General features: G+C 48.6%; 23 protein-coding genes and 1 pseudogene. All 24 read left to right on the top strand.

The annotated features are described in order from the left end of the window. Window positions 1–68: 68 nt before the first annotated feature. The 24 genes and pseudogenes from rapH (at window position 69) to rhgW (ending at window position 21,288) form a co-directional block, all read left to right on the top strand. A complete protein-coding gene (gene rapH, locus BFW96_RS16415) occupies window positions 69–1,199 on the top strand; it encodes a response regulator aspartate phosphatase RapH (RefSeq protein ID WP_069840034.1) in 1,131 nt (376 codons plus the stop codon). Next, window positions 1,189–1,362 (top strand): phosphatase RapH inhibitor PhrH, encoded by a 174-nt coding sequence (gene phrH, locus BFW96_RS16410; protein WP_014663108.1) that lies wholly within the window; start codon window positions 1,189–1,191, stop codon window positions 1,360–1,362. Before rapH ends, phrH begins: the two co-directional genes overlap by 11 nt. 158 nt (window positions 1,363–1,520) lie before the next feature. Continuing rightward, window positions 1,521–2,240, top strand: a complete 720-nt coding sequence (locus BFW96_RS16405; RefSeq protein ID WP_069840033.1) for a YebC/PmpR family DNA-binding transcriptional regulator — start codon at window positions 1,521–1,523, stop codon at window positions 2,238–2,240. 137 nt (window positions 2,241–2,377) lie between these two features. Further along, a complete protein-coding gene (locus tag BFW96_RS16400; protein ID WP_069840032.1) occupies window positions 2,378–2,887 on the top strand; it encodes a spore coat protein in 510 nt (169 codons plus the stop codon). A gap of 113 nt (window positions 2,888–3,000) precedes the next feature. Beyond that, the gene (locus BFW96_RS16395) at window positions 3,001–3,585 is read left to right on the top strand and encodes a TetR/AcrR family transcriptional regulator (RefSeq protein ID WP_069840031.1); all 585 of its coding nucleotides are present in this window, start codon (window positions 3,001–3,003) and stop codon (window positions 3,583–3,585) included. Between the two features lie 79 nt (window positions 3,586–3,664). Further along, window positions 3,665–4,108: a nuclear transport factor 2 family protein gene (locus BFW96_RS16390; RefSeq protein WP_069840030.1), complete on the top strand. Its 444-nt coding sequence runs from the start codon at window positions 3,665–3,667 to the stop codon at window positions 4,106–4,108. Next, window positions 4,105–4,950 carry an NmrA family NAD(P)-binding protein gene (locus BFW96_RS16385; RefSeq protein WP_069840029.1) on the top strand — a complete coding sequence of 282 codons (846 nt, stop codon included), beginning with the start codon at window positions 4,105–4,107 and terminating at the stop codon, window positions 4,948–4,950. Before BFW96_RS16390 ends, BFW96_RS16385 begins: the two co-directional genes overlap by 4 nt. Before the next feature lie 146 nt (window positions 4,951–5,096). Further along, on the top strand, window positions 5,097–5,345 hold the full coding sequence (cotJA, locus tag BFW96_RS16380) for a spore coat-associated protein CotJA (RefSeq protein WP_003219489.1): 249 nt from the start codon (window positions 5,097–5,099) through the stop codon (window positions 5,343–5,345). Next, on the top strand, window positions 5,329–5,592 hold the full coding sequence (cotJB, locus tag BFW96_RS16375; protein WP_014663114.1) for a spore coat protein CotJB: 264 nt from the start codon (window positions 5,329–5,331) through the stop codon (window positions 5,590–5,592). The genes cotJA and cotJB overlap by 17 nt, the downstream gene beginning before the upstream one ends. A gap of 14 nt (window positions 5,593–5,606) precedes the next feature. After that, the gene (cotJC, locus tag BFW96_RS16370; protein ID WP_014663115.1) at window positions 5,607–6,176 is read left to right on the top strand and encodes a spore coat protein CotJC; all 570 of its coding nucleotides are present in this window, start codon (window positions 5,607–5,609) and stop codon (window positions 6,174–6,176) included. Window positions 6,177–6,300: 124 nt separating this feature from the next. Beyond that, a complete protein-coding gene (locus BFW96_RS16365; protein WP_069840028.1) occupies window positions 6,301–6,843 on the top strand; it encodes a GNAT family N-acetyltransferase in 543 nt (180 codons plus the stop codon). Window positions 6,844–6,865: 22 nt separating this feature from the next. Then, window positions 6,866–7,170 (top strand): annotated as a pseudogene (locus BFW96_RS16360) (YesK-like family protein). A 114-nt stretch (window positions 7,171–7,284) separates the two neighbouring features. Further along, window positions 7,285–7,914: a YesL family protein gene (locus BFW96_RS16355; RefSeq protein WP_083252911.1), complete on the top strand. Its 630-nt coding sequence runs from the start codon at window positions 7,285–7,287 to the stop codon at window positions 7,912–7,914. After that, a complete protein-coding gene (yesM, locus tag BFW96_RS16350) occupies window positions 7,911–9,644 on the top strand; it encodes a two-component system sensor histidine kinase YesM (RefSeq protein ID WP_069840025.1) in 1,734 nt (577 codons plus the stop codon). The genes BFW96_RS16355 and yesM overlap by 4 nt, the downstream gene beginning before the upstream one ends. Continuing rightward, window positions 9,644–10,750, top strand: coding sequence for a two-component system response regulator YesN (gene yesN, locus BFW96_RS16345; protein WP_069840024.1), 1,107 nt, complete (start codon window positions 9,644–9,646; stop codon window positions 10,748–10,750). Before yesM ends, yesN begins: the two co-directional genes overlap by 1 nt. A 102-nt stretch (window positions 10,751–10,852) precedes the next feature. Next, the gene (locus BFW96_RS16340; RefSeq protein ID WP_069840023.1) at window positions 10,853–12,136 is read left to right on the top strand and encodes an ABC transporter substrate-binding protein; all 1,284 of its coding nucleotides are present in this window, start codon (window positions 10,853–10,855) and stop codon (window positions 12,134–12,136) included. Next, a complete protein-coding gene (locus BFW96_RS16335; RefSeq protein WP_083252910.1) occupies window positions 12,133–13,062 on the top strand; it encodes a carbohydrate ABC transporter permease in 930 nt (309 codons plus the stop codon). The genes BFW96_RS16340 and BFW96_RS16335 overlap by 4 nt, the downstream gene beginning before the upstream one ends. 3 nt (window positions 13,063–13,065) lie before the next feature. After that, on the top strand, window positions 13,066–13,956 hold the full coding sequence (locus BFW96_RS16330; RefSeq protein WP_069840022.1) for a carbohydrate ABC transporter permease: 891 nt from the start codon (window positions 13,066–13,068) through the stop codon (window positions 13,954–13,956). Window positions 13,957–13,971: 15 nt separating this feature from the next. Further along, complete coding sequence (gene yesR / locus BFW96_RS16325) at window positions 13,972–15,006, top strand: rhamnogalacturonyl hydrolase YesR (protein ID WP_069840021.1); 1,035 nt, start codon at window positions 13,972–13,974, stop codon at window positions 15,004–15,006. A 23-nt stretch (window positions 15,007–15,029) separates the two neighbouring features. Further along, window positions 15,030–17,315 carry a transcriptional regulator YesS gene (gene yesS / locus BFW96_RS16320; RefSeq protein ID WP_069840020.1) on the top strand — a complete coding sequence of 762 codons (2,286 nt, stop codon included), beginning with the start codon at window positions 15,030–15,032 and terminating at the stop codon, window positions 17,313–17,315. A gap of 13 nt (window positions 17,316–17,328) precedes the next feature. Beyond that, window positions 17,329–18,027 (top strand): rhamnogalacturonan acetylesterase, encoded by a 699-nt coding sequence (gene rhgT, locus BFW96_RS16315; protein WP_080478178.1) that lies wholly within the window; start codon window positions 17,329–17,331, stop codon window positions 18,025–18,027. After that, window positions 18,020–18,682 (top strand): YesU family protein, encoded by a 663-nt coding sequence (locus BFW96_RS16310; protein ID WP_069840019.1) that lies wholly within the window; start codon window positions 18,020–18,022, stop codon window positions 18,680–18,682. The genes rhgT and BFW96_RS16310 overlap by 8 nt, the downstream gene beginning before the upstream one ends. Further along, complete coding sequence (locus BFW96_RS16305) at window positions 18,679–19,305, top strand: YesL family protein (RefSeq protein WP_069840018.1); 627 nt, start codon at window positions 18,679–18,681, stop codon at window positions 19,303–19,305. Before BFW96_RS16310 ends, BFW96_RS16305 begins: the two co-directional genes overlap by 4 nt. Before the next feature lie 138 nt (window positions 19,306–19,443). Next, window positions 19,444–21,288 (top strand): rhamnogalacturonan lyase, encoded by a 1,845-nt coding sequence (gene rhgW, locus BFW96_RS16300; RefSeq protein WP_069840017.1) that lies wholly within the window; start codon window positions 19,444–19,446, stop codon window positions 21,286–21,288. Window positions 21,289–21,325: the final 37 nt, after the last annotated feature.

The raw sequence follows: 21,325 nt of genomic DNA, 5'->3' as shown, positions 1-21,325 counted from the left end.
TTTCGTATTGTTTTCAAAATTTGGGATTGATAGAATATGACATATCTCACAGAGAAGGAGGGAAGCCGTTGAGTCAAGCCATACCGTCTTCGCGTGTTGGTGTTAAGATTAATGAATGGTATAAAATGATTCGCCAATTCAGTGTTCCGGATGCTGAGGTTCTGAAAGCGGAGGTTGAGCAGGACATTCAGCAGATGGAAGAGGATCAGGATTTGCTGATCTATTATTCTCTGATGTGTTTTCGGCACCAGCTGATGCTGGATTATTTGGAGCCGGGACAGCCTTACGGGAATCGCCCTACCGTGACAGAGCTTCTTGAAACGATTGAGACCCCTCAGAAAAAACTCACAGGCCTTTTGAAATACTACTCTTTGTTTTTCCGCGGCATGTATGAATTTGATCAAAAAGAATATGTTGAAGCAATCGGGTTTTATCGCGAGGCGGAGAAAGAACTGCCGGTTGTGTCTGATGAAATTGAGAAAGCGGAATTCCATTTTAAATTGGCGGAAGCGTATTATCACATGAAACAAACCCATGTGTCGATGCATCATATTCTTCAAGCCTTAGACATTTATCAAAACCATCCCTTATACAGCATTAGAACGATACAAAGCTTGTTTGTGATCGCTGGAAACTATGATGATTTCAAACACTATGGCAAAGCGCTCCCGCATTTAGAAGCGGCGCTGAAATTGGCAATGGACATTCAAAACGATCGGTTTATCGCCATTTCTCTATTGAACATCGCGAACAGCTATGACAGATCAGGAGACGATCAGATGGCTGTAGAACATTTCCAAAAAGCGGCGAAAGTGAGCAGAGAGAAAGTGCCTGATCTGCTTCCGAAAGTCTTGTTTGGGTTAAGCTGGACATTATGTAAAGCGGGCCAGACACAGGAAGCGTTTCATTTCATAGAAGAAGGGCTGAACCGTATCACAGCACGTTCTCACAAATGTTATAAAGAATTGTTTCTGTTCTTAGAGGCCGTGTACAAGGAGACTGTTGATGAACGGAAAATTCATGATCTTTTAAGCTATTTCGAAAAAAAGAACCTGCACGCGTACATTGAAGCATGTGCCCGGAGTGCTGCCGCTGTGTTTGAAAGCAGCTGTCACTTTGAACAAGCTGCTGCGTTTTATCGGAAAGTGCTGAAAGCTCAAGAAGATATTCTAAAAGGAGAGTGTTTATATGCCTATTAAGAAAAAAGTGATGATGTGTCTGGCTGTTACTCTAGTTTTCGGAAGCATGTCGTTTCCATTCCTGACAAACTCGGGCGGCGTTAAGGAATCAACAGATCGAAATACGACGTATATTGATCATTCCCCTTACAAACTCAGTGATCAGAAGAAAGCCCTTAGCTAGGGCTTTTTCTTGCTTTACTGAAGACATTCGATTTTCCCACCGCGGCATTCCTTCTATTTCTAACGCAAGACACTCGAAACAACCAAACCATTTGAGGTATAATGGATAAAGTGAATAACAGCATTTAGATTGATATATATGAAAGAGAGTGGAACATCATGGGCCGTAAGTGGAACAATATTAAAGAGAAGAAGGCGTCTAAGGACGCGAATACGAGTCGGATTTATGCGAAGTTTGGCCGTGAGATTTACGTGGCGGCGAAGCAGGGCGAACCTGATCCGGAATCTAACCAGGCGCTGAAGGTTGTGCTTGAGCGCGCGAAGACTTACAGCGTACCGAAAAACATCATTGAACGGGCGATCGAGAAGGCGAAGGGCGGAGCGGAAGAGAATTACGATGAGCTTCGTTATGAGGGCTTCGGGCCGAACGGATCAATGATTATCGTTGATGCGCTGACGAATAATGTAAACCGTACGGCGCCGGAAGTGCGTGCGGCGTTCGGGAAAAACGGCGGAAACATGGGTGTGAGCGGATCTGTTGCTTACATGTTTGACGCAACGGCTGTTATTGGTGTGGAAGGCAAAACGGCTGATGAAGCGCTTGAAATCCTGATGGAAGCGGATGTCGATGTCCGTGACATTTTGGAAGAGGATGACAGTGTGATCGTCTATGCGGAGCCGGATCAATTCCATGCAGTGCAGGAGGCGTTTAAAAACGCGGGCGTTGAGGAATTTACAGTAGCGGAGCTGACAATGCTTGCGCAAAGCGAAGTCACGCTTCCGGATGATGCGAAGGAACAGTTTGAAAAATTGATTGATGCCTTAGAGGATTTGGAAGACGTTCAGCAGGTGTATCATAACGTTGATTTAGCCGAGTAAGGAGTGAGCAGGCTGTTATAGCCTGCTTTCTTTTTTTGTCCTAGAAATTGTTTTAGCTGTATGTAGGCGGCCGCCTATACGATCTGTAAGATATTCTCATACTCTGGACTGTAACCTAAGTGAAGGAGAGAGTGAATATGACTGATACTGATACAAGACAGATCTATGGCGGACCTGGTTTTGGCGCTTTTCCAGGCTACGGCATTGGCCGTCCCGGGTTTGGCATGTATGGAGGACTAGGCTATCCGGGCTATGGGATGTACGGAGGCTACCCAGGCTACGGCGGCATGTATGGGGGTTACCCAGGTTATGGGATGTCTGGAGGCTACCCGGGCTACGGCATGTCTGGGGGGTATCCGGGCTATGGCATGCATGGAGGAGTCGGCGGCTATCCGGGATATGGCGCGTACGGCGGCGGTTACCCAAGCGGCGGTTATGGAGGCTCTCCGGGAGCTGTAAGCTATCCGGGCATGCACCATGAAAACGATGGACATCATCACTATTATCACCATCACCATGATGGAAAAGATAATCTTCATCACCACCATCATCATGTTGGTAAGGATAATCACCACCATCATCATGATGGTCATTATGGCCACCATCACCACCATATGGGCCAATGGGGAAAAGACGGCTTTAAATAAAAAAGATGATGGTGAAAAGAGGACACTCTTGCAGATCAAGAGTGTTTTTTTTATTTTTTCTTGACTGTTCAGTCCGGAAAATGGTAACATTTGTTTCAGGAGGTGATCGTTTTTTGGGGAGGAATAAAGAATTTGATACGGCGCTTGTTCTTCACAGGGCGATAGAGGTTTTCGGAGAGTATGGCTACGAAGGAACGTCTCTTCAGGAACTGCTTTCTCATTTAGGCATTGCCCGCCAGAGCTTGTATGATACGTATGGAACGAAACGTGATTTGTTTTTGTCCGCTGTGAAATCGTATCTTGAAGGAAAAAACACTGCCGTTATGGAAAGGCTTGAAGCGCCAGGATCTGTAATGGAAGCCATTCGTGAAATTTTTCAGGAGGGTGTCAATGCCCTGAGGGATCCGGAACGGGCGAAGGCGTGCTATATCATTAACAGCGCGATTGAACAGATCCCGCATGACCCTGAGCTTGCCCGGTATTTTGAAAGACAATCCAAGCAACTTGAGGACGCTTTTTATCAGGCGCTTTTAAGGGCGAAGGATCAAGGAGAATTGAATGGCGAAGATCCTGATATATCTGCGCTTGCCCGGTACCTGAATCAAAGCAGGCTGTCACTGACATTTATTGCGAAAGTGACGGCAGATATGGATCGTCTTCAGGACCATGTTGACGTGAGTTTATCAGTGCTTGATTAACATGTGGTAAAGAATTCTTTGCCCATGTGTGCATTTTTTGGACTGAATGGTCTGGAAATAAAAAAAGAGGTGATGATGAATGTTGATGAATGAATTTGAAAAAGCATGTGAAACATTGAGAAAGTTTATGGCTTATATGCTTGAGAAGGACATGAAGAGCTGGGTGGAGCTTTGGGATGAGAATGCTGTATTTGAGTTTCCTTATGCGCCGGAGGGATCACCAAAAAGAATAGAAGGGAAAGCGGCTATTTACGATTATATTAAGGATTATCCTAAACAGATCCATCTTTCTTCATTTACGGCTCCGACAGTGTACCGTTCAGCGGACTCGAATACGATGATTGCGGAGTTTCAATGTGACGGGCATGTGATTGAGACTGGACTGCCTTATCGCCAAAGCTATATCAGTGTCATCGAAACGAGAGACGGCCGCATTGTGCGGTATAGGGATTATTGGAATCCGCTTGTTGTAAAAGAGGCCTTTGGAGGATCATTATTGCAAACAGAGGAGAGTGGAAAATGATGAAACAGAATCCGATTTTAATCACGGGCGGGACCGGCACAGTCGGCAGCCGAATCGCCAGCCGTTTAATCAAGCTGGGATACAGGGTGCGTATTGCAAGCCGAAAAAAGGGCGCGCTTGCAAATGCAGAGTATGTGTATTTTGATTGGAAGGACGCCTCCAGTTATACACCTGCCCTAGAACAAGTAAAAGACATCTATCTTGTTGCTCCGGTCGGTGTGCTTGATCCGGCTCCCTATGTGCTTCCCTTTTTAAAGGAAGCAAAGCGTCTTGGTGTAAAGCGGGTAGTGATGCAAAGTGCGTCTGTTGTCTCCGAGAATGGCCCTGTGTTTGGCGCGCTTCACCAAGCAGTGCGCGAGTTTCCAGAATGGACGGTGCTGCGGCCCTCATACTTTATGCAAAATTTCATCAATGTCCAGCATCAAATGTCGATTCAAAATGAGGGACGCATCGTCACGGCTTCAGGGGAGGGAAAACTAGGATTCATTGATGCTGATGACATCGCAGAAACAGCTGTCCGTGCTTTGACTGATGCCGTCCCTCATCAAACACATCATATCCTGACAGGACCCGAGGCGCTGAGCTATGCCGAAGCGGCAGAGATCATCGGTGCTGCGGCGGGACGCCGGGTGAAGCATGTCAGCATTTCTCGTTCTGAGCTGCAAAATAGGATGGCGGCAGCTGGTTTGCCGGCGGATTATGCCAGTTTTATGGCGGGGCTAGATGAAGCAATCAGCCATGGTGCGGAACATCGGGTAACGGATACAGTGAAGCGTGTGACAGGAAAAGAACCTCGTTCGCTCTCAGAGTTTGCAGCTGCTCATGCTGCGTATTGGAACTGACCTTATTTTGGACTGAATAGTCTAGAAAGACCTTCGGCAGAGCCGAAGGTCTTCTTATTGAAAAAGCTAAGTCGTGTTTCAGTCATAATCATGCCTCCTGCCTCATACCTATTAAGGTCATTGTTTTTGAGAAAGGAGGAGCCGGAATGAAGGATATGCAGCCGTTTACGCCTGTCAAATCATATACGCCCTTTCACAGCCGTTTTGATCCCTGTCCGCCCATAGGGAAGAAATATTACAGAACGCCCCCTAACCTTTATATGACCTTTCAGCCTGAGCACATGGAGCAGTTTTCGCCGATGGAGGCTTTAAGGAAAGGCACCCTTTGGAAGGATCTCTATGATTTTTATGAAAACCCTTATCGAGGGGGAGACGCACATGGCAAAAAAGGTTGACGCCGAGTATTATCGTCAGCTTGAGCAAATACAGGCCGCGGATTTTGTGCTTGTTGAGCTGAGTCTTTATTTAAATACACATCCTCATGATGAAGATGCGCTGAAGCAATTCAATCAATATTCCGGCTATTCAAGGCACTTAAAAAGACAGTTCGAATCCTCTTACGGGCCGCTTCTGCAGTTCGGCAACAGCCCCGCGGGCGAGGATTGGGATTGGGGCAAAGGGCCATGGCCGTGGCAAGTATAAGGAGGAATGCCTGAATGTGGGTGTATGAAAAGAAGCTGCAATACCCTGTCAAAGTAAGTACGTGCAACCCGACGCTGGCGAAATATTTGATTGAGCAGTATGGCGGAGCGGACGGCGAGCTGGCCGCGGCTCTCCGGTATTTGAACCAGCGTTATACAATTCCAGATAAGGTCATCGGCCTTTTAACAGATATCGGTACGGAGGAATTCGCCCATTTGGAAATGATTGCGACCATGGTCTATAAGCTGACGAAAGACGCCACACCGGAGCAGCTGCGTGAAGCTGGCCTCGGCGATCATTACGTCAATCATGACAGCGCGCTATTTTACCACAATGCGGCGGGTGCGCCGTTTACAGCGACTTATATTCAGGCGAAGGGCGATCCGATTGCCGATTTATATGAAGACATTGCGGCAGAGGAAAAAGCGCGGGCGACGTATCAATGGCTGATTGATATCTCGGATGATCCTGATTTAAACGATTCCCTGCGCTTTTTGCGTGAGCGTGAAATTGTGCACTCCATGCGCTTCAGGGAAGCGGTTGAAATTTTAAAAGAAGAACGGGATAAAAAGAAGATTTTCTAATAGGCAGATTGGCCTCTCTTTCATACACCCTTTTACATACAGAGAAAATGGTCTGTTTTTGCGGTTTGGTCTGCATTATAATCAAGGTGTGTGTGCAAGCTTACTTTTTGATTGGGAGGCCTTTATGTCAGCTTTTAAGATTGAGAACGAAACGATTGCAGATGGATTTTACGCGTGTCCGGCCGTCTATGAGGATGCAGAATCGATTACCGGGTTGCTCGTCCGAACAGCTGAATGGCTCCGGGATCGGGGTTCTAACCAATGGAGCGGACTGCTGGAAGGCCACGATACACATGATATCACGGGTTCAATTGCAGATGGGCATGTGTTTGTGTTTAAAAAGGATGAAGTGCTTGCGGCTGTCGTGCTGCTGCTGCCTGAACCGAGCGAGTGGGACCGGACGCTTTGGGGAGACGATGGGCATGAGGAGTCTATTTATTTGCACCGCCTCGCAGTAAGCCGCCGGTTTGCGGGACAAGGGCTTGGAGCACGCGTCCTTCAATGGGCGGAGACGGGCATACACTTTCCTGGGAAAACGCGGATTCGGCTTGACTGTGTCGCTGATAACGACGCCCTGCATTCCTTTTATCGGCGTATGGGATATGAATTCATGGGTGCTGATGCATCCGGATATCATTTGTTTGAGAAAGAGATTACGACAGAATAAGCGTCCTTTCAAGGAGGCTTTTTTGTCTTTTTCTAAAAGGGAGGGCAGGCGATGTTGTGGCCAATTTTATTTATGACAGGGATCGTGACGGCTTGTTTGTTCACTGGCGTATCTGCTTTGATACGGATGAAGTTTCCTGACAAAAGCCGGCCGGAATGGATATTGGCCGGGCTGATCGTCCTTGGTGTGTTTCTGATCTGGTACAGCCTCGTGTATGTACGCGGCTGGGAAGGGGCTGCGCTCGGAGTGCTTGGATTCAATGTCATTTGCGGAGCCATTGCCGGATATTTGATCGATAAGGCCATCCGGCGTTACAGGAAAAGATAAGGCGGCGGATATCTCTCATCATATCGAATTTTTCACAGAATGGCAGGAATTTTCTTTCGAAAGGAGAAATACATAGTACTTTAAAATGAAAGCGTTTTCCAGAGCAGGAAGGTGATGTTGATGATACACAGTGTGACGAATGGGCTGAATCGTTTTTGTACGTGGGTGATGAGACTGGCCTATTTGAATGTGCTTTGGATTTTGTTTTCTCTTGTTGGCCTGGTTGTGTTTGGGCTGATGCCCGCTACTGCCGCGATGTTTACAGTGGCGAGAGAATGGGCGAAGGGGAATGCGGATGCTCCGGTGTTTACTGTCTTTATTCGGGCGTTTAAAAAGGAATGGCGGGCATCACAGATCATCGGGCTCATCGTTGTGACGGCTGCCCTGTTTCTGTTTGCGGATATGCGGATAGCGGCTCAGATGGATCAGCCTGTGCTCGTCAACGTGTTCCTGAGCATCAGTTTGATTTTCGCGTTTGTTGTGCTGTATGTGTTCCCGGTGTTCTCTCATTTTGACGTAAAAATCAGAGAGGTGCTGAGCATTAGCTTTTTGATTGCCTTCAGCCGCCCGGCGGTGACGCTTTTGATGGCGGCGGGCGCTGTCGGTGTGCTTTGTCTCGTTCTGTTTCATGTCACATTTTTGCTGTTTTTCAGCGGGAGTTTACTCAGCCTGATCTTAACGAAGCTGTCCTTTAAAGCATTTCGGTCAATGGATCAGCGGCAGGAGAAAGAAAAGGCGGCATGAAGAAAAGAATTGCTGGCTGGTACAAGCGGATGATGATTAAGGATAAGCTGTTTGTGTTTCTATCGTTGATTATGGCCGTATCCTTTCTGTTTGTATACAGCGGGGTGCAGTATGCCTTTCATGTGTATGATGAGCAGATTTACCGCAAGTCCTCGGAGGTGCTGCGGATGTCTTCTGAAAGGATCGAAGACGAGCTGAAAAAGATAGAGGATGTGTCTTATGAAATCATTACAGACGAACAGATTCAGCGCATCCTGAGCATGCAAAATCGGGATGATACGTATGATCAATATCAAATGAAGCAGGAGCTGTGGGATCAGCTTGCGGGATATGCCAGCGATGAAAAGTACATCGATTCCATTCATTTGATTGATGCCCGCGGCGCAGAGTATTCAGCCGGAAGCAGTTCTTCAGATCTTTTGCAGCAGGAGCAGGAAGAGGTATGTAAGCGAGCGAAAGCGAAAAATGGAAGAAATCTTTGGATGACGCTCGGCGGGTCAGATCCCGTCCTGATTTCAGCACGGCAGATCAGATCCTTTCACCAGCTGAGTTTGAACGGCTTGGGCATGGTGCTGATCCAAGTCAATATCAAACAGATGATTCGTGATGTGCCGAAGGATTGGGGCGATTCAGTCGGAGACATCATGATTGCTGACCAAGGCGGGAATTTGGTGTATACGGCACATGCATCAGCGCATGTTCCTGAGGCAGCAAAGGAGACGCTGAAGCACCCAGGTTATGACTTGATAAAAAAGAATGGCAAACGTTACTTTATTTCTTACCTTCAATCATCCTATCAAAATTGGAGCTACTATAACGTCATCCCCTTTGATCAGATGTTCGCAAAAATTTCCTTTATGAAAACAGTGATTGGCACTTGCTTTCTTCTCTTTTTCTGTGTGGTTTTGCTTTTCGGAAGGAAAATTGCCAACAGCATCACGGAGCCGATTGAACAGCTTGTGACCGCGATGAAATCGGTACAGCACGGCGGCATTGAAGCGGGTGTATCGCTTTCTCTGCCGGAGCATACACAAGATGAGGCCGGCATGCTGAACCGCCATTTTACTGTCATGATGAAACGGATTAATGAGCTGATGGAAGAAAATGTGGAAAAACAGCTCATCATTAAAGAAACCGAATTGAAAGCACTGCAAGCCCAGATCAATCCGCATTTTTTATATAACACGCTCGAGTCCATCAATTGGCTGGCCAAGGCGAATCAGCAAAAGCAAATCTCAAAAATGGTGGAATCGCTCGGTTTTCTTCTGCGAAACAGCATACATATGAAGAAGGATATCGTGACCATTCAGGAGGAGGCGGACATCGTACTCCACTATATGACCATTCAGCGATTTCGATTTGAAGAGCGTTTGAATTTCACGTTGGATATTGACGATGAGGTGAAGCATTGTCTCATTCCAAAACTCACGCTCCAGCCGCTTGCGGAAAATGCGATTCAATACGCGCTTGAACCCTTTACAAGGCCGTGCGCCATCCGGATTCAGGCGAAAAAGGCGAAGGACTGTGTCTGTATGACGGTCGAAGATAACGGCCCTGGCATGGATGAACGGATTCTTGAATCATCGGGCGGAAGAGGAATCGGACTGTGGAATATTCGTGAGCGCATCAGCCTGACATTCGGAGAGCCATACGGATTGCGTATTCAAAGTAAGCATGAAAAGGGAACGAGGATTGTGATCACAATACCGTGCCGAAATGAGGTGGTGTGATGTATAAAATAATGCTGGCTGATGATGAGAGGATTATCCTTGATGGAATGGCGGGAATCATTGAGTGGGAGGCGCTTGGCGCTTCACTGATCGGTAAAGCGCAGAACGGACATGAAGCGTATGAAAAGATTGTACATAAGCAGCCGCATATCGTCATCACAGACGTCAAAATGCCTGGCATGGACGGGCTTGAGCTAATCAAAAAGGTATCAGCCGTCAGCCCGTCGGTGCAGTTTATCGTCCTGTCCGGGTTTGGAGAGTTTGAGTACGCAAAGGAAGCTATGAAATATGGGGTGAAGCATTATTTGCTAAAGCCCTGCAATGAACAGCAGATTATCAGCTCGCTTGAGGAAATCATTGCTGAGCTGAAGCGGCAAGATGTGCGGAAAAAGAAAACAGACCACCTGATACACGAGCTTGATCATATCCGTTCCTTTGCTGCCGATCAATACTTGGAAGGCTTGATCGCCGGTGTCGCCCAGCTGTCTCCGCCGCCTTCGCTTGCCGGGAAAAAGGTCCGCCTCTTGATCTTAAAAGGGGACCAATCTATTGATACCGCGGCTAGAAAGGCACTCGGGACGGCGCTGACAGCGGTTTGCGGCAGCGGAGAATGGACCGTGCTCGCTGTAGAGGAGAACGCCGCTGAAAAGGCGGCGGAGGTTTTTGCGGACCGCAAGATGGCTATCAGTCAGGCGGGAGAACTCCGGCACGCGGGGCAGCTGTTTCGTGACACAGCTGAAGCGTCTGGTGACCTGCACGGGAGCGCAGTGATTTCAAAAATGATCAGGCTTATTGCCGACGAGCTCGGAAACCCGAATCTGTCTTTAAAATGGGCGGCGAAGGATATGCTGTTTATGAATCCTGATTATCTCGGGAAGTTATTTAAGCAGGAAACAGGCGAGAAGTTTTCCCAATATGTTACACGAGTGCGTCTTGAGCATGCGATGAAGCAGATGAAAATAAGGCGGGACGCGAGTGTATCAGAAATTGCTGAAGAAATCGGGTTTGGTGATAATCCGAAGTATTTCAGTCTTGTTTTTAAAAAATATACCGGTCTGACACCGTCAGAATTCAGAAGAAAACAGGGAGGCGCTTCCGCAGGATAGCCATCTCTGTTTTTTTGACTTTCCCCACTGTTTTTTGAGTGTTTCGCCTCATCTGAACGCTTTAAAATAAATGTAAGCACTTACATTAAAGGGGGGATTGGTTTGAAGAAGATTTGTTACGTGCTGTTATCGCTTGTCTGCGTCTTTTTTTTCAGCGGTTGTTCAGCGGGTGAAGAGGCCTCGGGGAAAAAAGAAGACGTTACACTTAGAATCGCTTGGTGGGGCGGGCAGCCAAGGCATGATTATACAACAAAGGTAATTGAACTTTACGAGAAAAAGAATCCGCACGTCCATATTGAGGCGGAATTTGCGAACTGGGATGACTATTGGAAAAAGCTCGCGCCCATGTCTGCCGCCGGCCAGCTTCCTGATGTCATCCAAATGGATACCGCTTACTTAGCCCAATACGGAAAGAAGAACCAGCTGGAAGATTTAACGCCGTATACAAAGGATGGAACGATTGATGTCAGTTCAATCGACGAGAATATGCTGTCGGGCGGAAAAATCGACAATAAGCTCTATGGGTTTACGCTAGGTGTCAACGTGCTGTCTGTGATTGCGAATGATGATTTGCTGAAAAAAGCCGGTGTGTCTATCAATCAGGAAAACTGGACGTGGGAGGATTACGAGAAGCTGGCGTATGATCTTCAGGAAAAAGCCGGCGTCTACGGCTCCAACGGAATGCATCCCCCTGATATTTTCTTTCCTTATTATTTGCGCACGAAGGGTGAGCGTTTTTATAAAGAAGACGGCACTGGCCTCGCGTATCAGGATGATCAGCTGTTTGTCGATTATTTTGAACGGCAGCTGAGGCTGGTGAAAGCGAAAACGTCTCCAACACCTGATGAAAGCGCACAGATTAAAGGGATGGAGGACGATTTTATCGTCAAAGGCAAATCAGCGATTACATGGAACTACTCCAATCAATATTTGGGCTTTGCCCGGTTGACAGACTCGCCGCTGTCTCTCTATCTGCCGCCGGAGCAAATGATAGAAAAGGCGCTGACACTGAAGCCGAGTATGCTGTTTTCCATTCCGAAAAGCTCTGAGCATAAAAAAGAGGCCGCCAAATTTATTAATTTCTTCGTGAACAATAAAGAGGCAAACATGCTGATCAAAGGCGAGCGGGGAGTGCCAGTATCCGACAAGGTGGCGGATGCGATTAAACCGAAGCTGAATGAGGAAGAAGCCAACATTGTGAAGTATGTGGAAACCGCATCAAAAAACATCAGCAAAGCCGATCCGCCGGAGCCTGTGGGAAGCGCGGAGGTCATCAAGCTGCTGAAGGACACGTCTGATCAGATTCTGTATCAGAAGGTATCCCCGGAAAAAGCCGCCAAAACGTTCCGGAAAAAGGCCAATGAGATATTAGAGAGGAATAATTGACGGGAAATGGGGCTGACGCAATGAAACAAAGCCGGAGTATGAGAAAAGACAATCTGGCGGGATATGCTTTTATTTCTCCGTTTATCATTGGGTTCCTATGCTTTACGGTTATTCCGATGGGGGCGTCCCTGTTTCTGTCCTTCACAAGCTATGACTTGTTTACGGCGCCGAAATGGATCGGGCTCGACAACTTTAAGGAAATGTTTACGGGTGACGAAAAGTATTGGCAGTCGTTGAAGGTGACGTTTACGTATGTGCTTGCCGGGGTTCCGCTCCGCCTCGGCTTCGCGCTTTTTATCGCTGTCATCTTAAACAATGCAGCAAAAGGAACGGCCATTTACAGAACGCTCTTTTATCTGCCTTCGATCATCGGCGGGAGCGTGGCTGTGGCGATTATGTGGCGCAATATTTTTGGCAATGACGGGGTCATCAATGCGCTGTTGTTTTTTGTCGGGATTGATCAAAAAATTCTCTGGTATCAGGACCCGACAAGTGCGTTGTGGACATTGATTCTGCTTTCCGTTTGGCAGTTCGGGTCATCAATGCTGATTTTTCTGGCCGGGCTGAAAAACATTCCGTCTACGTATTTGGAAGCGGCAAGTGTGGACGGGGCCAATCGGGCGCAGCGTTTCTTTAAGATCACGCTTCCGATCCTCACACCGATTATCTTCTTTAATCTTGTGATGCAGACAATTTCAGCATTTATGACATTTACACCTGCCTATATCATATCGAAGGGCGAGGGCGGACCGCTTGACGGGACACTTCTGTATTCGCTCTATTTGTTCCAGCGGGCGTTTAACTATTTTCAAATGGGCTACGCATCGGCGATGGCGTGGGTCATGCTTATCATTGTCGGGCTGATTACGCTGATCCTGTTTAAAACATCGTCCTATTGGGTTCATTACGAGTCAAAGGAGGAATGACGGATGGAGCCGGTCAACCAGCCTGTCAGAGAAGTCCCTGTTTTTGAGAGAAAAAAAGCCGGGCGCGTCAGGCCCAAACGCATACTGTTCCATGTTTTTACGGCATCGCTGGCGGTGTTATTGCTGTATCCGGTCATTTGGCTGTTTGTCAGCTCATTTAAGGAAAGCGCCAGTATTTTTACAACCTCTTATTCTCTCATTCCCGATCCCTTTATTCTCAATAACTATGCTGAGGGATGGAAGGGCATTGCGGGGCAGCCGTTTCTGACCTTTATTAAAAACTCGGCGATTATTGTCGGGCTGTCAACAATCGGCGCCGTCCTGTCATCGGCTGTCATTGCGTACGGATTTGCGCGTATTCCGTTTAAGGGTAAAAAGTTTTGGTTCGCGTGCATGATGGGGACGTTAATGCTGCCCCATGAAGTGCTGATGATTCCGCAGTATATTATGTTTGCGAAATTAGACTGGCTGAATTCCTTTAAACCGATTGTCGTACCACAATTTTTCGGGCATGCGTTTTTTATTTTTCTGATGATCCAGTTTATCCGGACGATTCCCGAGGAGCTGGATGAGGCCGCACGAATCGACGGGTGCGGGCGCTTTGCCTGCTTTTGGCGGATCATTCTCCCGCTGATTGCCCCAGCGCTCGCGACGTCTGCGATTTTCTCCTTCTATTGGAAGTGGGAGGAGCTGATTCAGCCGCTTTTGTATTTGAATAAACCGGAGCTTTACCCTGTTTCACTTGCGCTGAAGCTTTTTCTCGATACGGAATCGGCTTCGAACTGGGGCGCAATGTTTGCGATGTCGGCCGTTTCATTATTGCCTGTGATTCTTGTATTCTTTTTGTTTCAGAAATATATCGTTCAGGGCATCAGTACGACCGGATTAAAATAAAAAGGAGTGTTGCAGATGGCACAGCTTATCTTTGATGAAGAAAAGGTGGCGTCCGTCATTGATCGGATCGTGAAACGGACATTTCAGATGGATTTTGCGTGGGATTGGCCCGGCGGCGTCGCATTTTACGGCGTGGCGGAGGCCTACGAAGCGACGGAAAACGAGGAATATATCAATCTGCTAAAAACGTGGGTGGATGAACAGCTGGAGGATGGGCTGCCGCCGCTTTCGATCAATGGCGTTTCTATCGGGCATACGCTTTTGTTCCTCCACAAGGTGACGGGTGATGACGTGTATTTGGAAACAGCGGGCGAGATGGCGGAATATGTGCTGCATAAGGCGCCGCGCTTTGGCGAGGGCATCCTTCAGCATACGGTGAATACGGCTGAATATGTATTTCCTGAGCAGGCATGGGCAGATACGCTGATGATGGCGGGGCTGTTTATGCTGAGAATCGGGCGCGTGATGGAGCGTGAGGATTATTTTGAAGATGGTCTGCGCCAGTTTCACGGACATGAGGATGTGCTTCAGGACCCTGTCACGAATTTGTACTACCACGCCTGGGACAACAAAGCGCAAAATCATCTGTCGGGGATTTATTGGGGCAGGGCGAACGGCTGGGCGGCACTCACAATGGCAAAGGCGCTCCCGCTCATTGAGGTGACGCATCCTTCCTTTATGATCATTGACGGGTCGCTCAGAGACCAGCTGAGCGCGCTTGTCCGGCTTCAGGATGAATCAGGGCTGTGGCATACGATTTTGGATGATCCGGATTCTTATCTGGAGGTTTCGGCATCGGCCGGCATTGCCTCTGCTCTGCTGTCGAGCGGAAAGCTCTATACAAAATATGTGCAGAAATCGCTTGCCGCCATTTTGGATGCGGTGGAAGAGGACGGACGGGTCAGCAAGGTATCGGCCGGGACAGCTGTCATGAAAAATGCCGAAGGATACAAACAGGTGCCTTACAAACGAATACAAGGATGGGGACAGGGACTTGCGCTGACGTTTCTTGCTGATGTGTTGAGAACGAAAAAACGCGTGTATCAGTAAAGACCAGCGGCGGGGGGAAAGGGATGAAAAAACAGCCTCAACAGAAGGAACGGGTTTCTCGCTGGAAGGGAACGTATTTCAAAAGAAACTTTTTCTTCATTTTGCTGATTGCCTGTATTCCCGGATTACTGACTGGCGGCGCAATCTATTTTCTTTCGATCGACAAGGTGGAGAAAGAGCTGCAGAGATCGCATGAAGCACAGGTGGCGCGTGAGGTCAGCCGAATGGATGAGAAGCTGGGCGTGCTTGAGCTGGCTCTCACCCAGATGGCCTACGATTCTTCGCTGATGAACGGGTTGGCCGAGAGGGATTTGGAGAAAGACTTTACGTTTTCCTATCAATTAACGAAAAAGCTGTTTCTTTTGCGGGACCAGCAGCCGCTGATCGAGCGGGCTTCCATCTTTCTGAACAGCCCCCGGCCTCTTGTGCTGAGCCCCGAATACAGCGCTTTGACAGAACGGGAGGCGCTTCGCAAGTATCGCTCGCTGCTTGCCTCAGACCAAAGCATTTATTGGAAGCGGTCGGGAAATCAAGCGATGCTGATCCAGCTCATTCCGGGCGCGGCGGAGAAACCGTTCGGCGCGATCATGCTGGCGGTTGATCTGAAAGAAATGGCATCGATCCTGCAAAGCTTGTCCCCTTATCCTGAGGGCAGTGCGCTGCTTTTGGATCAAAATCAAGAGGTGCTCTTTTATGAGGGGGAAAAAGATTTTGAAAAGACTTTGCTTCATGAGGTAAAAAAACAGTCGAATGAGAAAGGCCATTTTCAGATGGAATGGGACGGCAAGGTGTATTCCGTTTCCTTTGGAGAAATGAACCGAATGCATCAGCAATGGACCTTTGTGTCAGCGGCGCCTCTTTCTGCCATTACAGCACCGATGGTGTTTTTATCCAAAGTAATCATTGTGATGCTTGTCATTTGCATCGGTTTGGCGGTATGCATGACATGGTATGCATCAAAAAAAATCTATCGTCCCATCCAGCATTTGCTTGGCTTGTTTACCGGTGGAGAGAAGAAAGTATGGCAGGCATCCGGGCAGGATGAATTCAAGTGGATTGAAAAGAGATGGCAGGATCTATCCCTTGAAAGCCGGAAGCTCCAAGAGCAGCTCCTGCGGCAGACGCCCCATATGAAAAAGAGTTTTTTGCAGCATCTCTTGCAGGGTGATTTTTACTACGACAACGAGGAAAGTCTCAGATCTCGGATGGAGGAGGCCGGCTGGAACATCGGCGAAAACGAGTTTCATGTGCTGGACCTTCAATTGACAGGGCTCCGCTGTGAAAAAAGCATCTTCTGTTGTGATGATGAACAGCTCGCTGTGTTTACACTGACTAATATCGCTGAGGAATTGGCGGCTAAACGCGTTTTTCAGCTCTCCATACTTGATATCGGCCGGCTTTCTGTCACCGTGCTTGTGGTGACAACAAACAGCTCTGATCTCAAAATGTATATAACGGAGCTGGCACGCCAATTTGGGGATGTAACCGGACTATGCCTGACCGCAACATTGAGCAGCAAGACGGAGCGTGTCACGGAAATCCCTTCTTTATTTCAGGATGTGAAAAGCGGCAAATCCCGCAGGCAGTTTGCCAATCGGAACCAGGTCATTGATTTACAGACCGACTTCCCGCAGGATAAGCAGTCAGCCCCTTATTACCCTTTTGAGCTGGAAAAACAGATTGTTCAGGCCATCCGGCTGGAAAGAAAACAGGAAGCCCAGGAACTGATAAATAGCTGTATGAAGGAACTGGCGGAAGAGGCGGCCATAGACAGGCATGTGCATTCCGCCCTGATTCAGCTGTTCTCCCGCATTCAGGAGGATATTTTGCATTCCGGTCTTAATCCCAGCGAACTGTTTCAGCATCGGAATCTGCTTCTTGATATTTCAGAATTGCGCGAACCTAATGAAGCGGCAGCCTGGCTGATGGATATTGTGGTGACGCCTTACCTTTCCAAGCTTGAAGGCAGAAAAAACAGACAGCAAAAGCAGCTGGTAGAACGTGTGATAACGATGATTCACGATCAGTATATGGCGGATATTTCTCTGGAAAGCTGTGCCGATGCGTTCGGCATGAATTCATATACGTTAAGCAAGGCATTTAAGCAAGTGACCGGCATTAACTTTATCGATTATGTGACCCAGATCAGAATCGAAAAGGCGAAAGAACTGCTGGTCAATACGAATAAAAAAATTCATGATGTGTCAGAAGAAGTCGGCTACCGCCACAATTACTTCAATCGGATTTTTAAAAAACAGGTCGGCATGCCGCCGGGTGTCTTCAGGCAAATGTATCAGGAAACGCCGTGAAAGGAGAGAACATGTGATGGAGAAACCGATTCACGTATTTTTGGCCGGGGATTCCACTGTGAGTGACTGCCCGCCTCATGAAGCGCCGATGGCGGGATGGGGGCAGGTATTCGGGCAATTGTTTTCTGAAGAGGTAGTGGTGCACAATCACGCCAAAGGAGGAGCAAGCACCAACTCTTTTGTGGAGGAAGGAAGGCTTCAAGCAATTGCCGAGCGCATGACACAAGGCGATTATTTGTTGATTCAATTCGGCCATAATGACCAAAAACCGCGGGGGACGAAGCCGTACTCCACATTTCAGCAGTTCCTTACTTTGTTTGCAGATACGGCACGCGAAAAGGGCGCGCATCCTGTTTTCGTCACATCGGTGCAGCGCCGCCGCTTTGACGAAAACGGACGGATCGAGCATACACTCGGTGAGTATCCCGATGCGATGAAAGCACTGGCGAAGGAGCTCGATGTACCTGTGATTGATCTGCTTGCGAAAACAAAGGTGCTGTATGAGGCATACGGTCCTGAGGAGTCGAAGCGATTGTTCGTTTGGTTTCAGCCGAATGAACATCCGAATTATCCGGACGGCATTGAGGACAATACGCATTTTTCGGAAAAAGGTGCAATGGAGGTTGCGAAGCTTGTGGCAGAAGGCATTGAAGAGCTCGGACTTCCGCTGAAGGACCATCTTGCGAGCCGGGAGGGAAAAGATCATGTATAAGAAAGGCGCGTGCCTGTACCGAAATCCGCTCCAGTCAGAAAGCGATGTGAAGAACTGGCGGATGGAGGGTGGCGGACAGATCTCATTTGATGATCACAGCATGCACCTGTCACATGTCCAGGACGAAGCGCACTTTGTCTTTTGGTGTCCGGAAACCTTTCCAGACGGCATCATAGTGACATGGGATTTCTCCCCGATTGAGCAGCCGGGACTATGTATGCTGTTTTTTTCCGCTGCAGGGATTGGGGGCGAGGATTTATTTGATCCAAGTCTCCAGAAAAGAACGGGAAAATACCCCGAGTATCATTCAGGGGACATCAACACTCTCCACCTGTCATATTTCCGCAGAAAATACCCGGAGGAAAGAGCATTCCGCACCTGCAATTTAAGAAAAAGCCGCGGTTTCCACCTCGCCGCAATGGGAGCCGATCCGCTGCCTTCTCCAGACGACGCTGATTCTCCGTATCGTATGAAGCTCATTAAAGACAAAGGCTATGTGCACTTTTCAATCAATGATCTGCCCATTCTTGAATGGATGGACGACGGCAGCACATACGGGCCTGTTTTAACTAAAGGAAAAATCGGGTTCCGGCAGATGGCGCCCATGAAAGCCGCTTACAGAGATTTTGCCGTACATCAAGCGGTGAGAAGATGAAGACGACCGTAACGGATGCGCTCTATGCAGGCTGCGAAGCGGTGGTGAAAATCGCATGGCTCAACGGGCTGTGGCTGTTATTTACCCTTTTGGGCGGCGTTCTTTTCGGATGGGCGCCGAGCACAGCCGCGATGTGTGCCGTGATAAGAAAATGGCTGATGGGGCAAAAAGATGTACCGGTATTTCCGTTATTTCTCGATACCTATAAAAAAGAGTTTCTCAAAGTTAACGCGATCGGATTGGCGTTTTCGGCTCTTTTGCTCATATTGTCCGCGAACTATCATTATTTTTCGGCCAGTACGGATTGGCTGTCCTTTGCCGTAACAAGCTGTACGCTGCTCGCTGGGCTTTTGTATATTATTGCGCTGATGTATGTGTTTCCCCTTTATGTGCATTACCAGCTCCCGCTTCGCAAATATATTCCGCAGGCACTGCTGTTTGGCGCCATGAGCCCGATGACGACCGGCTGTATGCTGATCGGGTGCGGATTTGTCCTTTATTTGCTGTATACGCTTCCCGGCCTGATTCCATTTTACGGCCCATGTTTATTTGGGCTTGTGATGATGTTTTTTGCTCTTAGGGGATTTCAAAAGGCGGAGGCCCAGCATCACCAAGCCGGGTAACAAAAAAATGACACATATGCAAAAAAGTGCAGTGGCTGAAATAGGCAGATGCAAAAAAGTGAAATTGAAGACAGCTCAGACAGCGCATAAAATCCAATTTAGGTAAGCGCTTACAGAAAAATAAGAAGGAGCTGTCTGATGATTACACGAAGGAAACGCATGTTTACCACTGTTACGTTGCTGGTCTTGTTGGTGATGGGAGCCTCTGTATATCCTGTGAAAGCTGAAGGGGCAGCGCGGCAGATGGAAGCGCTGAACAGGGGGCTTGTCGCGGTCAAGACGGACGGAGGCATTTTTGTCAGCTGGCGGTTTCTTGGCACCGAAAACGCGTCTGCTTTGTTCAATGTGTACAGAGACGGGCAAAAACTGAATGCTGCGCCTGTCAAAGCTACGAACTATGTGGATAAAAACGGATCGGCCGGCTCAACGTATACGGTTCGGGCCGTCGTTAACGGTACCGAACAGGCGGCATCTGAAAAAGCCTCCGTATGGGCGCAGCCGTATCATTCCGTCCCGCTGGATAAACCGGCTGGCGGCACGACACCAAAAGGTGAAGCTTACACCTACAGCGCCAATGACGCAAGTGTTGGCGATGTGGATGGTGACGGGCAATACGAGCTGATTCTGAAATGGGACCCGTCTAATTCAAAGGATAACTCACAGGATGGCTATACGGGTGATGTGCTGATTGATGCGTATAAACTGGATGGAACGAAGCTGTGGCGGATCAATCTCGGCAAAAACATCAGAGCGGGCGCGCACTACACCCAGTTTATGGTGTATGACCTTGATGGTGACGGAAAAGCGGAAGTGGCAATGAAAACGGCGGACGGGACAAAAGACGGCACTGGAAAAGTGATTGGAAATGCCAATGCTGATTACAGAAATGAACAGGGGCGTGTGCTGTCAGGGCCGGAATACCTTACTGTGTTCCAGGGAGCAACCGGGAAAGAACTTGTAACAACAAATTTTGAGCCGGCACGCGGCAATGTATCGGATTGGGGAGACAGCTACGGCAACCGTGTTGACCGTTTTCTCGCCGGCATCGCCTACCTTGATGGACAGCGGCCGAGTCTGATCATGACCAGAGGGTATTATGCTAAAACCATGCTAGTCGCTTATAACTTCAGGGACGGAAAGCTGTCAAAGCTTTGGACGCTTGACTCCTCAAAGCCAGGAAATGAAGTGTTCGCAGGACAAGGGAATCACAACCTGAGCATTGTGGACGTTGACGGGGATGGAAAAGATGAGATTATTTTCGGCTCAATGGCTGTTGATCATGACGGCAAAGGCATGTACTCAACGGGCTTAGGCCATGGGGATGCCCTCCATGCCGGGGATCTTGATCCGAGCCGGCCGGGGCTTGAGGTGTTTCAGGTACATGAGGACAAAAACGCCAAATACGGCTTATCCTTCCGTGATGCGGCAACCGGAAAAATCCTTTGGGGCATCTATGCCGGCAAGGACGTAGGCCGCGGAATGGCTGCTGATATCGACCCGCGTTATCCGGGGCAGGAAGTGTGGGCCAACGGTTCCCTTTACTCAGCGAAAGGGGCCAAAATCGGAAGCGGGGCTCCGTCCTCGACCAACTTCGGCATCTGGTGGGACGGCGACCTGCTGCGGGAACAGCTGGACAGCAACCGAATTGATAAGTGGGATTATCAATTCGGCGCATCGAAAAATGTGCTGACCGCATCAGGCGCAGCCGCAAACAACGGTACAAAAGCAACGCCGTCACTTCAGGCTGACCTGCTTGGAGACTGGCGTGAGGAAGTGGTGTGGAGAACGGAGGACAGCAGCGCGCTCCGCATTTATACGACGGCCATTCCGACTGAGCACAGGCTGTATACGCTGATGCATGATCCTGTGTACCGGCTTGGCATCGCCTGGCAAAATGTCGCCTATAACCAGCCGCCGCACACAAGCTTCTTTTTAGGAGACGGCATGGCGGAACAGCCAAAACCGAATATGTATACGCCTTAACTGAAAGGGGGAAGGAACGGGCTGCGCCCAGCCCGTT

Source organism: Bacillus sp. F56 (assembly GCF_001748205.1).
Lineage (GTDB): Bacteria > Bacillota > Bacilli > Bacillales > Bacillaceae > Bacillus > Bacillus stercoris.
The sequence above is the reverse complement of the archived record's forward strand: the minus strand, read 5'-3'. Positions and strand labels throughout refer to the sequence as shown.

Coding starts and splice junctions, on each gene's coding strand:
- BFW96_RS16355 (WP_083252911.1), top strand. CDS start 7,285: ATGTTGATGATACACAGTGTGACGAATGGGCTGAATCGTTTTTGTACG.
- cotJB (WP_014663114.1), top strand. CDS start 5,329: ATGGCAAAAAAGGTTGACGCCGAGTATTATCGTCAGCTTGAGCAAATA.
- yesN (WP_069840024.1), top strand. CDS start 9,644: ATGTATAAAATAATGCTGGCTGATGATGAGAGGATTATCCTTGATGGA.
- BFW96_RS16400 (WP_069840032.1), top strand. CDS start 2,378: ATGACTGATACTGATACAAGACAGATCTATGGCGGACCTGGTTTTGGC.
- yesM (WP_069840025.1), top strand. CDS start 7,911: ATGAAGAAAAGAATTGCTGGCTGGTACAAGCGGATGATGATTAAGGAT.
- phrH (WP_014663108.1), top strand. CDS start 1,189: ATGCCTATTAAGAAAAAAGTGATGATGTGTCTGGCTGTTACTCTAGTT.
- BFW96_RS16390 (WP_069840030.1), top strand. CDS start 3,665: ATGTTGATGAATGAATTTGAAAAAGCATGTGAAACATTGAGAAAGTTT.
- BFW96_RS16405 (WP_069840033.1), top strand. CDS start 1,521: ATGGGCCGTAAGTGGAACAATATTAAAGAGAAGAAGGCGTCTAAGGAC.
- BFW96_RS16310 (WP_069840019.1), top strand. CDS start 18,020: ATGTATAAGAAAGGCGCGTGCCTGTACCGAAATCCGCTCCAGTCAGAA.
- yesS (WP_069840020.1), top strand. CDS start 15,030: ATGAAAAAACAGCCTCAACAGAAGGAACGGGTTTCTCGCTGGAAGGGA.
- BFW96_RS16365 (WP_069840028.1), top strand. CDS start 6,301: ATGTCAGCTTTTAAGATTGAGAACGAAACGATTGCAGATGGATTTTAC.
- yesR (WP_069840021.1), top strand. CDS start 13,972: ATGGCACAGCTTATCTTTGATGAAGAAAAGGTGGCGTCCGTCATTGAT.
- BFW96_RS16305 (WP_069840018.1), top strand. CDS start 18,679: ATGAAGACGACCGTAACGGATGCGCTCTATGCAGGCTGCGAAGCGGTG.
- cotJA (WP_003219489.1), top strand. CDS start 5,097: ATGAAGGATATGCAGCCGTTTACGCCTGTCAAATCATATACGCCCTTT.
- BFW96_RS16330 (WP_069840022.1), top strand. CDS start 13,066: ATGGAGCCGGTCAACCAGCCTGTCAGAGAAGTCCCTGTTTTTGAGAGA.
- rhgW (WP_069840017.1), top strand. CDS start 19,444: ATGATTACACGAAGGAAACGCATGTTTACCACTGTTACGTTGCTGGTC.
- cotJC (WP_014663115.1), top strand. CDS start 5,607: ATGTGGGTGTATGAAAAGAAGCTGCAATACCCTGTCAAAGTAAGTACG.
- BFW96_RS16385 (WP_069840029.1), top strand. CDS start 4,105: ATGATGAAACAGAATCCGATTTTAATCACGGGCGGGACCGGCACAGTC.